Annotated in this window: 13 protein-coding genes; 5 read left to right on the top strand and 8 right to left on the bottom strand. The window is 54.8% G+C overall.

Annotation, left to right across the window (positions count from 1 at the left end; translation table 11 throughout):
• Positions 1-132: 132 nt before the first annotated feature.
• From LC093_RS18445 to LC093_RS18435, 3 genes are all read right to left on the bottom strand, one after another.
• Entirely contained in the window at positions 133-600 is a 468-nt protein-coding gene (locus LC093_RS18445) for a hypothetical protein (RefSeq protein WP_226668328.1), read from the bottom strand.
• A gap of 151 nt (positions 601-751) precedes the next feature.
• A complete protein-coding gene (locus LC093_RS18440) occupies positions 752-1,099 on the bottom strand; it encodes a hypothetical protein (RefSeq protein WP_226668324.1) in 348 nt (115 codons plus the stop codon).
• 73 nt (positions 1,100-1,172) lie between these two features.
• A complete protein-coding gene (locus LC093_RS18435) occupies positions 1,173-1,568 on the bottom strand; it encodes a hypothetical protein (RefSeq protein ID WP_226668322.1) in 396 nt (131 codons plus the stop codon).
• Positions 1,569-1,906: 338 nt separating this feature from the next.
• Between LC093_RS18435 and LC093_RS18430 the strand changes: the two genes are divergently transcribed.
• Positions 1,907-4,813, top strand: coding sequence for a M16 family metallopeptidase (locus LC093_RS18430; RefSeq protein ID WP_226668319.1), 2,907 nt, complete (start codon positions 1,907-1,909; stop codon positions 4,811-4,813).
• A gap of 181 nt (positions 4,814-4,994) precedes the next feature.
• Here LC093_RS18430 and LC093_RS18425 read toward each other — a convergent pair whose 3' ends face one another.
• The gene (locus tag LC093_RS18425; protein ID WP_226668316.1) at positions 4,995-5,138 is read right to left on the bottom strand and encodes a hypothetical protein; all 144 of its coding nucleotides are present in this window, start codon (positions 5,136-5,138) and stop codon (positions 4,995-4,997) included.
• A gap of 418 nt (positions 5,139-5,556) precedes the next feature.
• Between LC093_RS18425 and LC093_RS18420 the strand changes: the two genes are divergently transcribed.
• From LC093_RS18420 to LC093_RS18410, 3 genes are all read left to right on the top strand, one after another.
• Positions 5,557-6,093, top strand: a complete 537-nt coding sequence (locus LC093_RS18420) for a hypothetical protein (RefSeq protein ID WP_226668313.1) — start codon at positions 5,557-5,559, stop codon at positions 6,091-6,093.
• 171 nt (positions 6,094-6,264) lie between these two features.
• Positions 6,265-6,771 (top strand): hypothetical protein, encoded by a 507-nt coding sequence (locus tag LC093_RS18415; RefSeq protein ID WP_226668310.1) that lies wholly within the window; start codon positions 6,265-6,267, stop codon positions 6,769-6,771.
• A gap of 61 nt (positions 6,772-6,832) precedes the next feature.
• Positions 6,833-7,522, top strand: coding sequence for a glutathione S-transferase (locus LC093_RS18410; RefSeq protein ID WP_226668308.1), 690 nt, complete (start codon positions 6,833-6,835; stop codon positions 7,520-7,522).
• Positions 7,523-7,571: 49 nt separating this feature from the next.
• Here LC093_RS18410 and LC093_RS18405 read toward each other — a convergent pair whose 3' ends face one another.
• Entirely contained in the window at positions 7,572-8,102 is a 531-nt protein-coding gene (locus LC093_RS18405; RefSeq protein ID WP_226668306.1) for a hypothetical protein, read from the bottom strand.
• Positions 8,103-8,301: 199 nt separating this feature from the next.
• Positions 8,302-9,822: an aldehyde dehydrogenase family protein gene (locus tag LC093_RS18400; RefSeq protein WP_226668304.1), complete on the bottom strand. Its 1,521-nt coding sequence runs from the start codon at positions 9,820-9,822 to the stop codon at positions 8,302-8,304.
• A 227-nt stretch (positions 9,823-10,049) separates the two neighbouring features.
• Between LC093_RS18400 and LC093_RS18395 the strand changes: the two genes are divergently transcribed.
• Positions 10,050-10,967, top strand: a complete 918-nt coding sequence (locus LC093_RS18395) for a helix-turn-helix domain-containing protein (protein WP_226668301.1) — start codon at positions 10,050-10,052, stop codon at positions 10,965-10,967.
• Between the two features lie 14 nt (positions 10,968-10,981).
• Here the strand turns inward: LC093_RS18395 and LC093_RS18390 are convergent, their stop codons facing one another.
• Positions 10,982-12,844 (bottom strand): amidohydrolase, encoded by a 1,863-nt coding sequence (locus LC093_RS18390; RefSeq protein ID WP_226668298.1) that lies wholly within the window; start codon positions 12,842-12,844, stop codon positions 10,982-10,984.
• Between the two features lie 67 nt (positions 12,845-12,911).
• On the bottom strand, positions 12,912-15,002 hold the full coding sequence (locus LC093_RS18385) for a hypothetical protein (protein ID WP_226668295.1): 2,091 nt from the start codon (positions 15,000-15,002) through the stop codon (positions 12,912-12,914).
• Positions 15,003-15,005: the final 3 nt, after the last annotated feature.

Genomic DNA, 15,005 nt, shown 5'->3' with positions numbered 1-15,005 from the left:
GAGGTCTTTGCCTTCACGCAGCGCCTTGATCGCGGCATCCATATCGAAAGTTGGTTTGGTCATGGGTCATCTCTTTTCGGTCAATGGTAAAGAAATGACACAGAATTCTGAACACTACCATGGTAACCACGATTATGTTTTCACATAGCTGGCAGTAAACTTAATATCCTTAGGCGCGTTTTCCGCTTCTACCCTCGTTGAATGCATTTGTTGCAATTTCCACTCCCCATTTACCTTATACACAACAACACTTTCCAGCCAGATGTATTCAGTTTTGGAGTCTCCATCATGAACCTCTGCTTTATTCCAGTAGTTTATAAAAGCGGAGTTTCCCATGGTCTCGCTACTTATGATGCTGAAGAAATTCTTTCTCTGCTTTTTGGATGGTTTGACAAGGTTGGTCAAGGTGTTCATATCCCAAATTTCACCGTGCTCCAATAAGGTGAAGTTATCGGTAACGGCAGATCTCATGCCGCTATGATTGGCGTCCGACAATGCTGAGAACAATTTGACTACTGGAACAAACGTGGCCTCTTCCCCTGCGATGGCAAATGGGCAGAGTAGATAGAAACAACAAATGATGATTTTTAGAGATTTCATTTCTGTCTCCAGGCACGATCCCGTGGGATAGGGCGATTTGATGTTTGTGCCCTAACAGCAGCGATGAGGCCGTTTATAGGGCACAGGCTATGACATGAACTTTACGTATATGGTTATTTTTGGTGTGGCGCCAATGAAGTGGCACGTATTGTCAGGTGCTGGAATTGCTCAGTATTTCTGATTTTGAATATCTATGCTCAAGCGGTTTTTTCAGGCTAAACGCGCTACCTGAAACGTGGATATTCAGGCCTTGTTCTACTGCTTTTCTGATATCCGAGGCGTGAACAAAAATCAGGTAGAAGACTCTCGCAAAGAACGCATAGCCCGTGATCAGAAATACAACTTCAGCGACCGCTGTGTAGCTGGGTTCCGGGCTGTTGGCACTGATACTCTGAAGTATATACGCTACGGCCATGGCAGCGAATCCAATCGCGAACCCGAGCATATTAGACCTGAGGATAATCTCTTCTTCCGTTTCAATCCTTTCCGGAAATATCATGTTCTCTCTCCTTGTGAACAATAGCTTTATTCAATAACCCCGGTCAGTAGGGTCATTGAAATCCATTTTACCATCATGCAGTGACTTCCACGCCACCTGAAAACACCAATTGCTCATCCAGCCGTAGAGCCAGATCATCCAGGGTTTTGCCTTCAGGATGGTTGAAAAGTTCTGCCAGCTTCCGTTTCAGGGCCTTCAGTTTTGCACTGCTGTCTTCGTCAGGGAGCAGCTGGTCAAAGCGCGGGCGATAGAGGCGGAACAGGTACGCGGTGAACTTATCCGTAAAATTGTCCGCTTTTACCCGCTGAAGTTGTGCCGATGCTGCCGGATTGTAGTACCGCAGCAGAGTCAGTGAGTAGCTCGCGGCAATGGAAAAAGGGGTGAGTTTTGCATTGATCTCTGCTACTTCCGGATGTGCAAGAGTACCCCATGCCGCGCCGGCGGCCATATTGGGTTTACTCCAAGACATGTGGGGTTCCCGTGTTTATTGATGTGAGATCGATCCGACAGCAAGCGATAGATAGTGCGCAAGAATACTGTGGAGAGTCTCACGGGAATAGGGTAAAACCGACAGGTTAGGCGTGTGTGGGAGCAGTGTGGCGCGTATATCTTTTTGTTGTAATGCTTGTGTGCCTCGAAAATATATTGGGTTTGGGGCGCAATTGAATTCAGCGTTGCGATGAAGTGTGCCTATCAGGCGCTGGATGGAATCGGGGCAAGCGCTAACTACGGTCGCCCGGTGCCGGCAGTCCTGCTATCTTCCGGTGCAGAATTACTGCGTGAAAGCGTTAGGCACAGGAAAGCATCATGTTAAGGAATCTTCTCGGGTCGGCAGTCTTCGTTACTGCCGTCTCCATCCCGGCCCTGGGGCTGGTCGGTTGTGACAAGCCCACTAATGAATCTGTCTCCGAATCTGCCCCCGGGGCTGCGGTACAGGCAGATACCCAGTTCGCCATCGACTACCAGCAGTTCCAGCTGAAGAACGGCCTCAATGTGCTGTTCCATATCGACCGTTCCGATCCAGTAGTGGCGGTATCGTTAACGGCGCATGTGGGGTCGGCGCGGGAGAAGGAGGGGCGCACTGGCTTTGCGCACCTGTTCGAGCATCTGCTGTTCCTGGAGTCCGAGAACCTGGGCAAGGGCGGGCTGGATGCGATGAGTGCACGCATCGGTGGTTCCGGGGCCAATGGTTCCACCTCTCGCGATGTCACCAACTATTACCAGACGGTGCCGAAAGACGCGCTGGAAAAAATGCTGTGGGCGGAGGCCGACAAGCTGGGCTGGTTTATCAACACCGTGACCGAGCCGGTATTGGCGAAGGAAAAACAGGTGGTGAAAAACGAGAAGCGCCAGAGCTACGATAATCGCCCCTACGGCCATACCCAGTACGTCATCGACCGCAATCTGTACCCGCAAGGGCACCCCTACAACTGGCAGGTGATCGGCTCGCTGGAAGATTTGCAGGGTGCGACCCTCGCCGATGTGAAGGAGTTCTTCCGCCGCTGGTATGTGCCGAATAATGTAACCCTGGTGGTGGCTGGAGATTTCGATACCGAGCAGGCCAAGGCCTGGGTGCACAAGTATTTCGACGAGGTACCGGCGGGGGAGCCCATCGAGCGGGCACCGAAACAGGCGGCGGTGTTGAAGGAACCGGTGCGCCGTTTCCACGAAGACAACTTCGCCCGTGAGCCCGCGCTGACACTCGCCTGGCCCGCGGTGGAGCGTTACCACCCGGACAGTTATCCGCTGGCGGTGCTGACCGAATACCTGTCCGACGGCAAGCGCGCGCCCCTTTACCGGGTGCTGGTGGAAGACCAGCAGTTGACCGCTGACGTATCTATGGGCGGTTATGAATCCGAGCTGGCCGGACAGGTTCAGCTGCAAGTTCAGGCGTTTGAAGGCCGGGACCTCGATGCGGTGTACGCGGGTATTCAACAGGCGTTCGCGCTGTTCGAGAAAGAAGGTATTGCCGAAAAAGACCTCGAGCGCATCAAGGCGGGCCAGGAAATCGCCTTCTACAACAGTCTTTCCAGTGTGCTGGGCAAGGGGTTCCAGCTGGCCCAGTACCAGATGTACCAGGGTAACCCAGGCTATGTGAGCGAGGACATTGAGCGACTGCTGGCGGTATCCGCGGACGATGTGCAGCGGGTTTACCGCAAGTACCTCAAGGGCAAGCCCTATGTGGCAGCGAGCTTTGTGCCCAAGGGCACACCTGAGCTTGCACTGGCGGACTCCACTGTGGCGCAGGTGGTAGAAGAGCAGATCGTCAACGGTGCGGAAGAGCAGTTTGATGCATCGGTACAGGCCGACTATGCGCGCACCCGGTCTAACTTTGACCGCAGCGAGGAGCCGCAATACGGCGAGCCGGCCGAAACCGCAGTACCGAGTGTGTGGCAAGCGGCGCTGGCAAACGGAATCGAAGTTTCCGGCATCGAGAGCGACGAAGTACCCACGGTGGATTTCAGCCTGGTCATCGACGGTGGCCAGTTGCATGAGCAACTGGACAAGACCGGCGTCGCCAACCTCACCGCCATGCTGATGGAACGCGGCACCGCCAAGCGCACACCGGAAGAGCTGGAAACCGCTATCCAGACCCTTGGTGCCAGTATCGAGGTTTCGGCCGATAAAGACAGCTTCCGCTTCGATGTCACCACTCTCGCACGCAATTTCGATGCAGTATTCGCACTGGTGGAAGAAATGCTATTGGAACCGCGCTGGGACAAGAGCGAGCTGGTGCTGGCAAAGAAGAGCGTGGAGAGCCAGCTGACCCGCGCGGCGTCGGAACCCAATGCCATTGCCGGCAACACCTTTGCGCGTCTGATACACGGCAAGGACAGTATTCGTGGGTACAGCCTGCTGGGTACGGAAGACTCTGTGGCAGCGATTACCATGGACGACCTCAAGGCCTACCATCGCGAATACCTGTCGCCCTCCGTGGCCCGCGTACATGTGGTGGGGGATATCGCACAAGACAAATTTATCGCCGCTACGGAATCGCTGGTGAAACGCTGGCCGACGCACAAAGTGGTAATCCCCAACCCGCCATCGGTGGCTGCGGAACCGGGCATATATTTTGTCGACGTGCCGGATGCCAAACAGTCAGTGCTGCGCATCGGCCGCCCGGCCATGTCCGCACTGTCGGTTGATTACTACCCGGCGGTATTCACCAACTACATCCTCGGCGGAGGGGGATTTGCATCGCGCTTCACCCAGGAGTTGCGCGAAGGCAAAGGGTATACCTACGGCATCCGATCCGGCCTCGCTGTGGATAAGACCGGGGGCACTTTCCAGATTGGCACCGGCGTGCGCGCCAATGCCACCGCGGAATCGGTGCAGCTGATCCGCGATATCCTCAAACAGTATGCGCCGACCTATACCGTGGAAGACCTGGCAACCTCCCGTTCCTATTTAACCCGCAGCAATGCGCGCGCGTTCGAGACTGCCAGTGCCAAACTCGGTCTGCTGGAAAACATGAGCACCTATGGTTGGCCCGCCGACTACGTGCGCCAGCGCGAGGCCATTACCAATGGCATGACCGTGGAGAAGGTACAGAAAATTGCCGATACCTACATGCAGCCGGCATCGATGATCTGGGTCGTAGTGGGTGATCGCGCGACCCAGTTTGGTCGCTTGCAGGATCTGGGGCTTGGTGAAGTGACGTTGCTTGACGCTGAGCAGGCTGCGCATGTGGCGAGCTTGTCGGTAGAGGAGTAGTCAGCACTCTGGCCCGGGAGCCTCCCGGGCCAGAGTTTATTGCATGGGAGTTGCCTTGCAATAGTGCTGGGGGCTCTCCAGTCACCCCGCAGGTTAACATTCAGTAAACCGGTGTCTGATCCGATCCTTAAAACACGACCTTGTCGTGTCCCACCAGTGCATCGCAATATCCCTGATTGCTCTACGGTATATAGAAGGCACCCTCCACCGCCAGTGCCGCCGTCCAGGGTCCCTGAATCTGAAGATCCTCCACCACCTCCCCACAACCGCCAAGAGTGGCAATGGTAAGCAAAAGGAAGGATTTCTCGGTAGAGCTGCTAAACATCGTGCTCCCTGTATGAAGGCCATGCGCCAAGCGATTCCCAGCCCTTTTGGCTCTGTTGTCGCGAAGAAGCACGCATTATGCAGAACCGTATGTAAATCGGATCAGGTATGACAGTGCAGATCAAAAAATTGGCATTTTTGCGCTGGTTGTCACATCAGGGTGTCGTTAGCACTGATGACAGTTTTGAATGCCTTGGACTCAACAGGGAAACTTGACTGGCAATCGGTTGGCGGGAAATTACTGGTCGGAGTGGAAAAAATGCTGAAAGTTGCTAATAGCTATATGCGCGCAGATAGCTCACATGCGTGTATGGGCGCGAAACGAATATTTGGTATGGCTGCCGGGGTTTCCAAAAGCCGGCGCTGAATATTCAGGATTTTGTATGAGTCCCGGCTAACAAAAACAAGGGCGTGCCAGCATGAAAGTGCTAGTAATAGTGGTCTGCCTTTTACAGGTTTCCTGCGATGCTATTCCTGAATTCAAACATCAATATGGATATGTGATATTTGATGTCTATTCCATAGATGAGTCTCAGCGTAGAAATTACTGGCTGGGGCTCAAGGAAAAGCAAAAAAATCGCCACCTTTTCTCGATGGAACCGATTCATAAACTGGTGGCCGGAAAGTATAAGTTAACCCACTTTGATCGTTCATCGAGCTTCATCTTAACCTTTGACGATCTCAGGTTTGATGCTGGCGAGTTTGTGGAAATCGAGATTAAACCCGATGTAATTAACTATCTTGGCGTGCTTGCACTGGAGCGCTCACCAGAAACAGGTAAGTTTAATGTGAGTGTATATGGCGGCGGAGGGGTTATGCAGCGTGCCTGCGAACACAGTCCGGAACTGTTTGAGACGCTTAACTTGCGTATGGCTATTCCTGGGCTGACAGAAACGCCTGAATTCAAGTATGCCTGTGTAATAAATGCCTCTGAACAGGATGTTGCTATCAAGTAAGTGTTGAACCTTAGTCCTGAACTTCGTGAAAGAATGTAAGAAAATGGCCTTGTGCCTATAAGAATTATGGGTTACGAAATGGGTTTGGTATTTCCGGCTTCTATATAAGGTCGCAGGAATCGGTATTCGCAGCTTGGTGCATCAGGAATAACGAAAACAAGGATGTAAGATATGAAAAGTCTTGTCATCGCGCTGTGTATGTTGGCGAGTGCCTGTTCCGGTCATCAGTACGGATATGTTGTATTTGATTTCTATTATGTACCGGATAATTCACGCAAGGATTATTGGCTCGGGATTGAAAACCTTAATCGGGGATTTCATCTTCCATCCAAAAAGCCGATTCACAGAATTCCTTCAGGTAATTATGTGATCACCCATCTGGACAGAACTGCGAACCATTATCGGACTCGGGATGACTTGCGCTTGGAAGAGCGTAACTATATCGAGGTCCAGATTGATCCTGACATGATTACCTATTTGGGTGTTTTCACTTTGAAAGAAACCGATAAAGCAGGGAACTTTACCTTCAAGGTATCATCCGGTGCGGGTCTGATGCGGAGAGCGTGTACCTACGATAGTGAGTTGGTTGATACATACAGGGTCAAACTTGCCCTGATGACGATGAAGTCCGGGAACGAATTTAAATATGATTGTAAAACCGGATTGGCGGATCTTTGAATGAATTGCACAAGACGAAATTAGATTGCTGGCCGGTAATCAACCAGAGGCTGCCTGAGGTATGGACTACAAAATTTATTACTGGGATCTCCCCTTCCGTGGTGTGTTTATCCAGATGTTACTGGAAGAGGTTGGCTCAGCTTATACAAAGCACGATGCTACGGAGATCTACCCAGCGCGCAGCCTCGAGATCAGCAATCCCGGCATGGCCGCGCCCTACCTGTACGACTGCAAACTGAAAAAATACTTTGCGCAGATGCCAGCGATAATGATGCACCTGGCTCGGAAGTATGACTACCTGCCCAAGCGCCCGGAACCCCAGACTCTCGCCCTGAAAACCTTGCTGGACTGTAACGACATTCTTCTGGAAATCACCAACTTCCACGGGCTGGCGATGTGGGACAAAAAGAGCTGGGAAACCTTCCGGTATTCCCGCCTGCCGGACTGGATGCAGATCTTTGAGAAGACGGGGCTGGAACACGGGTTGAAGGATGGCAAGGGATTCCTGCTGGGTTCGACTATTTCCGTTGCTGATATCGCTGCAGCGGCATTGTTTGGAACCATGGTATATACCTTCCCGCCGCTGAACGCGGATCTAGAGGAAAATGCGCCGGCGATATCGGCGCTGGTAAAGCGGGTGGAAGCGCGCCCGGCGATACGCCCTTTTCTTGAAGCGCAGCGCGAGGAATGGGGGCAGGGGTATTGTGGCGGCCAGATAGAGGCGTCGCTACGACAGGTTATCCGGACCTGAATCATGGCAGGACAGTCGATTACTCCTGCCCTGATTCGTCAGCTTGAATTTATGTGGGATTAACCCAGCCGGCAGCGTAGAGGATATCCATTGTCGAGCTCGAGAAAGGAAACAGCAGCAGGCTGAAGATAATGATCCCGCCCAGTATCTTGGTTGCCTTCAATACCTTGGGATATTGCATCAGTGCTTTTAGAAGACTGAATACGACGGCAAAAATAATAAAGAAGCCGATGTATTTTCCCGCAGAGCTATAGCCAATCAGCCCCATATCGCGAACAACGGGTATCGTCACATAGCCTATACCGGCGGCATAGGCGAGCTGTGTGATTGGGTCTTCAAATGAGATGGCCGCGACAAGTACAATCAGGAGCAGGAACGCACACAGCAGGATGGCGCCGGGGGCAATCAGGAAAGTCAGTATGCCAAGGCCCTCTTCCAGCAGCCTCGGAGTGAAAAAGCCAACGAGCCAGTAGAGGCCATACATGATGGCACCGATACCGATGTAGGTGCCCATAATAACGTTCGCTACGCCTTCAGCAGCGACCTGCCTGCCATCGACTACTACGACTCTTTCAACCATTACTCAATTCCTGTGACACAAATAACGGGATCGCCCCGGTTAAAGCGGGTGGACGTACTATCGGCGGGCCGCTGTAAAACTTGAGAGAATCCGGTGAGGTTGTGAGGTGGAGATTGCCGGCAATGGCGTCGGCAGCCAGGAAAGCGGCGGTAAAAAAGGGGGAGCCGAAGCTCCCCAAGTATGCCTACAGGATGATGGATCAGAAAAAGCCGAGCGGGTTGGTGTCATAGCTGACGAGCAGGTTTTTGGTCTGCTGGTAGTGTTCCAACGCGCGTTTGTGGGTTTCGCGGCCGATACCGGACTTCTTGTAACCGCCAAACGCGGCGTGGGCCGGATACTGGTGGTAGCAGTTGGTCCAGATACGGCCCGCCTGGATATTGCGGCCCATGCGGTAGGCCAGGTTCATATCCCGGGTCCAGACGCCGGCGCCCAGCCCGTATTCCGTATCGTTGGCGATCGCCAGCGCTTCCGCCTCGTCCTTGAAGGTGGTTACACCGACGACGGGGCCGAAGATTTCTTCCTGGAAGATGCGCATCTGGTTGTGGCCCTTCAGCAGGGTGGGCTGCACGTAATAGCCCTTGCGGAACTCGCCACCGAGCTCCTCGGCACCGCCGCCGAAAATGACCTCGGCCCCTTCGCGCTGGCCGATTTCGATATACGTCATGATCTTGTCGAACTGTTCCAGAGAAGCCTGGGCGCCGACCTGCGTCTCACTGTCCAGCGGGTTACCGCGTTTGATGGCCTTGGTGCGCGTGACCACATGCTGCATAAAGTCGTCGTAGATGGATTCCTGGATCAGCGCGCGCGAAGGGCAGGTACACACTTCCCCCTGGTTGAAGAACGCGAGCACCAGACCTTCCACGGCTTTGCAGATAAAGGCCTCTTCCTGCTGCATCACATCGGCGAAGTAGATGTTCGGGGACTTGCCACCGAGCTCTACCGTCGAGGGAATCAGGTTTTCCGCCGCGCACTTGAGGATATGGCCACCGACAGCGGTAGAGCCGGTAAAGGCGATTTTTGCGATACGGGTACTGGTGGCCAGTGCCTGGCCCGCTTCTTCACCGATGCCGTTGACGATATTGATCACCCCGGCCGGTACCAGGTCGCTGATCAGTTCCATCAGCACCAGAATCGAAGCCGGCGTCTGCTCGGCGGGTTTCAGTACCACGCAGTTGCCGGCCGCCAGTGCCGGGCCCAGCTTCCACGCCGCCATCAGGATCGGGAAGTTCCAGGGGATGATCTGACCGACTACGCCCAGCGGTTCATACAGGTGATAGGAAACCGTGTTTTGATCGAGCTCCGCCATACTGCCTTCCTGCGCGCGCAGGCAGCCGGCGAAGTAGCGGAAGTGATCGACGGCGAGGGGAATATCCGCAGCCAGGGTCTCGCGCACGGCCTTGCCGTTGTCCCAGGTCTCGGCGACGGCCAGCAGCTCCAGATTCTGCTCAATGCGGTCGGCGATTTTCAACAGGGTATTCGCGCGCTCGGCGGCCGCGGTTCTGCCCCAGGCATCCTTGGCTGCGTGGGCGGCATCCAGTGCTAGTTCGATATCGGCAGCGCCGGAGCGGGGCACTTCGCAAAATACTTCGCCGGTAACCGGGGATATATTTTCCATGTAATTGCCGTTAACCGGGGGCACCCATTCGCCACCGATAAAGTTCCCATAGCGCGCCTTGAAGTCGATCAGGGCGCCATCCTGTCCGGGTTGTGTATAGATCATCGCTATTTTCCTCTTTGGGTAATTATTCTGCTTGTTGGTACCAACCGGGACGTTGTGCTCTCCCGGCCCCGGCGGTACTCTTGAACGGCGATGAGTACCCCCGGCTGTTTTAGTTATAAGCGATAAAAAAATAACGGGCGTGGACACAGGCTGCTTTCTCCTGAGTACAGAAGAGTTGATCCTGAATCCAGCAGCCAGTAAATAATAAAAACAACGACAGGGAATCTATGAGCGAAGCGATCATCCGTGGCCGGGAAAAGCCACGTGAGCTGGTGGAGAACCGTGTTTCATTTGCCGGACCCAGCTCCGAACTGAGTATTTACGACACCTATTTACCCGCCGAACGGGTTGGCCTTTCTGCGGGCGAACTCTTGTATTGCGGCATGATCAGCGGGCGCAAGATCATGCATGCGGCCAATGATTACAGTGCAGATTTCCTGCCCCAGGAATCCTTTGTGATGGCACCCGGTGAGCGGGTGGCGATTGATTTCCCCGAGGCCCGTCTCGAAAACCCGACCTCCTGCCTCACCGTGGAAATTTCCCGCGAGCGGGTTGAGAAAGTGTGTGCCCAGTTGAATGGCGCAGCACCACTCCAGCGTGAGTTTGAAGACTGGCGCTACCGCCCGGATTCCCTGATCCATACGCGCCACAGCCCGGCGACACAATCCCTGTTGCAGCGCTTGGTGACCACGTTCACCGAGAACTTCGACGATCGCGATTTGCTGGTGGATTTCGGTATCAGTGAATTGATCGTACGCATGCTTCGCCAGCAAACGCGAACGTTCCTGCTGAACGTATGTGAAAACAATCCGGAGGTGAATGGCCTGGGTGCGGCTCTGCACCAGATCCAGCAATACCTCGACCAGCCTCTGGATATCGACAGTTTGGCCAAGGTCGCCTGCATGAGTCGCAGCCGCTTTTTCAGTGAATTCAAAAAGCACCTTGGCTGCACGCCACTGGAGTTCCAACAGCATTTGCGCATGGAGGCAGCCAAGGGGCGCCTGGCACGGGGCGAATCCGTTACCCGGGTGTGCTTCGATCTGGGTTACCGCCACCTGAGCCACTTTAGCCGTCGCTTTCATCAGCAGTTTGGCATGAGCCCGAAACGCTATCAGGATGCGGTAGTGCGGGGCACCGAACACTGACAGGTCTTAGCTTCTCAGTTATCCGCTTCTTTCTTTTCCAGGGCGTGTAGCAGCACGCTCAGGGCATCGTTAAAACACCCATCCCCGTGTTGGTGATTGATGCCTGCCTCATGCAGGTTTGTCGTATTTGTGGCGGGCATCGAGACGCCGAACAGGGCGGGTGATAGGGCTGAGGCTTGCTCTGATCCGCGCTTGTAAATCGATTCGCCTTGTTTAAACGTCTCCAGTACCTTTAGATCAGCCAATTGTTTTTCTGGAACCTCCAGTGGGTTATCGGAAAGTACGACGAAGTCAGCGAGCTTGCCCACCTCGATCGATCCCTTTCTATCTTCCTCAAAATGCTGCCACGCGGGCCAGAGTGTCATGGCTTTGAGTGTCGTGGCGACGGGTACACGATGTTGCGGGCCTAGTACGCGGCCGCTGCGGGTACGGCGGGTGACGGTGGCAGACAGCACGCGCATGGAGTCCGGCAGGGCCACCGGCGCATCGTGGTGGGTGCCGAATATCATGTCCTGCTCCATAAGCCAGCCGGTGGGAGAAATATTCTGCGCGCGTTCCGGTCCGAGTACCGATTCCCGGTGGTAGTCACCCCAGTAGAAAGTGTGCATTGGGAACAGGGAGGGGAAAACAACCAGCGCCTTGATTTCGTCCACTTGGTCCCGGCGCAGGGTTTGTCCGTGGATTAACACCGGGCGGTTGTGCACGTTCGGGTATTTTTTCTCGGCAGCCCTGACAGCCTTGATAAACAGGTCAATGGCGGCATCGCCGTTGCAGTGCACGATGATCTGCCAGTTGTTGGAAAAGGCCTTCTCTACAGCATCCATCGCCTGCTGTTCGGTGATGGCCGCATATCCCCGGTAGTCTTTGCTCTGTCCCGGAGGCGGTTTGAAATAGGGTTTTGTCAGCCAGGCAGTTTTGCCCTGTGGGGAGCCGTCGATGGTGAGTTTGGCACCACCGACCCGGAAGTGATTATGGTATTGGCGTGATGGGTGTATGTCAGGCACTTCCAGGATGTCGGGATAAACGACTACATCGATCTTTATTTCTCCACTGTCGGCAACCCGCTTCAAGGCGTTGAGTGAGGCGGAGGTGGCGCGGCCTTCCTGCGCGGTGGTGTAGCCATAAGAGGCAAGCAGCTTGGTGCCCTCAACCGCAAACAGGTCGTTGGCATCTTCGTTCAGCGCTTTGCCGAAGGCGCCAACCAGTTGAAAGAACGCATACTCTTCCGCAACCCCATTTGGGGTTTTGCCGTCGGTTTCCCGCTGGAATACACCGCCCTCGGGATTTTTTGTGTCTGCGGATATGCCCGCAATTTTCAGGGCTTTGGAGTTGCCCACACCCAGATGGCCAGACTGGTGGATGATCAGGATAGGAATATCGGTGGAAACCTTATCGAGATCCTGCCGGGTAGGATGGCGCTGTTCCGCCAGCTGCGAGTTATCGTAACCAAAGCCTACAATCCAGCCGATTTTTTTCACCGAGGCCTGGTTGGTTACTGCCCAGTCTTGCAGTAGCTTGATCAAAGCGGGGATGTCTTTACCGTCGCCGTCTGGTGGCGGCAACAGGTTGGCGGTCATCGCCTGGATTCCGATCATCCAGGCGTGGCCGTGGGAATCGAAAAAACCGGGAAGCATGGTCTTGCCGGCGAGATCGATTTTCCTGGTATTTTCGCCCACTGTTTTGAGCACTTCTGCTTTCTTGCCCACCGCGAGGATTTTTCCATCTTTGACTGCCACCGCTTCAGCCAGGGGTTGTGCGTCATTGATGGTGATAATTGTGCCGTTGTGGAAAATGATGTCCGCGGTTTCTGAACCGAATACTTGAAGGGAAGTGGTGATAAGAAGTATTCCAGCAAGTGCGCGAAGCAGAAAAATCATCGAGTTTCCATTTTAAGCAGTGGAAATTAAGTCCTTACAATATAGCCTTGGCGAAGGGATCTGACCGTCAGGGTTCTTCCAATCCGTATTGCGACTGCACTGGACCAATCAGGGGCGTTTTTACCGGAGCCGCGAGGCCAAAAAATACGACCGCGCCATTGCCGCCGAAGCGGGTTGACAGTGCCTCATCGGGTTTGTTTTTGAATCCCTCATCGGGCCTGTCCCAGTTATTCGCAACCCACACGTTGCCGGCGGGGTCGATGGCCACATCCGTTACGATCTGTAAGCCACCGATATATCCGGATTTCGGTGAAATTGCCTGTCCTGTTTTCACGCCCGTCGGGCAGGTATCCGTACGCACGCCGCACAGCTGACTGATGGAGCGGCCGGTAGAGTTTGCCACCCAGACGTGGTCGTTGCCGTCGATCGCAATACCCCAGGCGCCGATGATGCTCTTGTTGCCGTCGAAGGTTCCGAGCAATTTCCCCTCCGGGTTAAGCAGGGAAACATCGCCGCCGGGAAATTTGGTAATAATTTCGTAGAGATCAATCCATTCGTGCGCGGCCCGGCTGGCCTCTGACTGTTTGCCCTTGAGCCGCTCCGCCTTGGCCTTGATTTTTGCTTCGATAAACGCAAGTTTCTCCTTGGTGGAAAGGTGGCCTACGGTATTCGCGATCCAGGCATTGCCCTGGCTGTCGATAGCGATGGCGCGCGGCGCGAAGCCGACCTTGAACTGCTCTGCATTGCCCGGGTTGCTGACGGGAAACCGGGTTACTGTGTCGCCGCCGCTATTGGTTACCCAGATCCGGTCCTGCTGGTCGATGGCCAGGTGAAACGGTGCTTTCAGCTTTAGTGTTCCATCTGTGGGTTTGCCGTTGACCGTGCGGCCGAGAATACGCCCCTTGGCGGCATTGCCGTTGGGCAGGTGGACAATCTGGTCCCGGCCGTTATCCAGCGCCCAGACATCACCCCCGGGTGTGACGATGATGCCCTGCATCGCGCCCAGCTTACCGTCAAAGTCGTAACCATTTTCCGGAGACAGCGGTTTGCCGGTGATGCGGTCAAACACGGATATATTCCTGCCGGCGAGGCTGGTTGCCCAGACTTTGTTGTCCGCTGAAATGGCGATGCCGAATCCCGGACCGTCGATGCCGCCGCCGCGAAATCCGGTTGTCATCGGCGACAGCGGTTTGCCGTTGGGTGCCAGCTTGGAAAGGCCGCCGCCGAAGCCCTCGAAAATCGTCGATTGGGCACCGACCAAAAAGTTGTCATCGGCCCACATATTGCCATCGCGGTCGATGGCGATACCGCCCAGCGAGTTGAGGCCGCCGCCGCTGTAAACCAGCGAGAGGGTCCAGGCACTGGGGGCGAAATTCAGGTAGGGAATATAGGGCGTGTAGCGCCAGCGCTTTCCTACAGGTACGGGGTAAAACACGTCGAGCAGTTCAAAAATTTTCCGTGCCTGATGTGAGGGGTGGCGGGCTATGTTATGCACCGCTACGAGCGTATTCGCCGGTGTTGGCCCGCCCGGTGGTGTCGCTGCCTCAAACAAGCGGGCACAGTTGTCTGGCGATCGGATGCAGGCAGCGAGCAGTGCCCCGAGGGTATTGAACTTGGCCAGGGTGGGCGTCTGGGAGCTGTTCAGGGGATCCTGTATCACCGGGCCCAGCTCCCCGGTTTGAAGATCCACAAAATTGGGCACGTTACCCGCGGCAATTTTCAAGCCGAGAGGTGCGCCGTTGAGGGCGCCATCATTGATGAACTGCGCGGCGGTCCATACGGATGCGACCGTGGTCAACTCATTCACCGTTACCCTCGCTGGTGACGAATGGCCGAGAATGGCGAGCAGGCGGATTGCCTGATTCGGTTTACTGCCGACGCCCGCTTTGGGAACGCCGCCGTCAGCAGTCAGGTAGAGTATGCCCGAAGGATTTTTGCTGTCGGCGAGTGTCAGCGTAAAACGGCCATCGTTGCCGCTCTTTGCCCGCGCCACCTTTTGTGGTCCTTCCGAAGCTGTGATCCAGAGTGTTACCTCAGCCGCGGCAATAGGCTCGTCTCCGCTTTCTACCCGGCCTTCGATGTATTGGTCGGCTGCGTATGCAGACAGCGCAGTGATCGCCAACACCAGAGGAATTAAGGCGCGTAATATCAGGGTCATGTC

The organism is Microbulbifer aggregans, assembly GCF_020524005.1.
GTDB classification, from domain to species: domain Bacteria; phylum Pseudomonadota; class Gammaproteobacteria; order Pseudomonadales; family Cellvibrionaceae; genus Microbulbifer; species Microbulbifer aggregans_A.
This window is presented reverse-complemented; position numbering and strand designations above follow the sequence as displayed.

Excerpts from the sequence above, each read along its gene's own strand:
- LC093_RS18445 (WP_226668328.1), bottom strand. The coding sequence starts at position 600 with ATGAAATCTCTAAAAATCATCATTTGTTGTTTCTATCTACTCTGCCCA.
- LC093_RS18440 (WP_226668324.1), bottom strand. The coding sequence starts at position 1,099 with ATGATATTTCCGGAAAGGATTGAAACGGAAGAAGAGATTATCCTCAGG.
- LC093_RS18435 (WP_226668322.1), bottom strand. The coding sequence starts at position 1,568 with ATGTCTTGGAGTAAACCCAATATGGCCGCCGGCGCGGCATGGGGTACT.
- LC093_RS18430 (WP_226668319.1), top strand. The coding sequence starts at position 1,907 with ATGTTAAGGAATCTTCTCGGGTCGGCAGTCTTCGTTACTGCCGTCTCC.
- LC093_RS18425 (WP_226668316.1), bottom strand. The coding sequence starts at position 5,138 with ATGTTTAGCAGCTCTACCGAGAAATCCTTCCTTTTGCTTACCATTGCC.
- LC093_RS18420 (WP_226668313.1), top strand. The coding sequence starts at position 5,557 with ATGAAAGTGCTAGTAATAGTGGTCTGCCTTTTACAGGTTTCCTGCGAT.
- LC093_RS18415 (WP_226668310.1), top strand. The coding sequence starts at position 6,265 with ATGAAAAGTCTTGTCATCGCGCTGTGTATGTTGGCGAGTGCCTGTTCC.
- LC093_RS18410 (WP_226668308.1), top strand. The coding sequence starts at position 6,833 with ATGGACTACAAAATTTATTACTGGGATCTCCCCTTCCGTGGTGTGTTT.
- LC093_RS18405 (WP_226668306.1), bottom strand. The coding sequence starts at position 8,102 with ATGGTTGAAAGAGTCGTAGTAGTCGATGGCAGGCAGGTCGCTGCTGAA.
- LC093_RS18400 (WP_226668304.1), bottom strand. The coding sequence starts at position 9,822 with ATGATCTATACACAACCCGGACAGGATGGCGCCCTGATCGACTTCAAG.
- LC093_RS18395 (WP_226668301.1), top strand. The coding sequence starts at position 10,050 with ATGAGCGAAGCGATCATCCGTGGCCGGGAAAAGCCACGTGAGCTGGTG.
- LC093_RS18390 (WP_226668298.1), bottom strand. The coding sequence starts at position 12,844 with ATGATTTTTCTGCTTCGCGCACTTGCTGGAATACTTCTTATCACCACT.
- LC093_RS18385 (WP_226668295.1), bottom strand. The coding sequence starts at position 15,002 with ATGACCCTGATATTACGCGCCTTAATTCCTCTGGTGTTGGCGATCACT.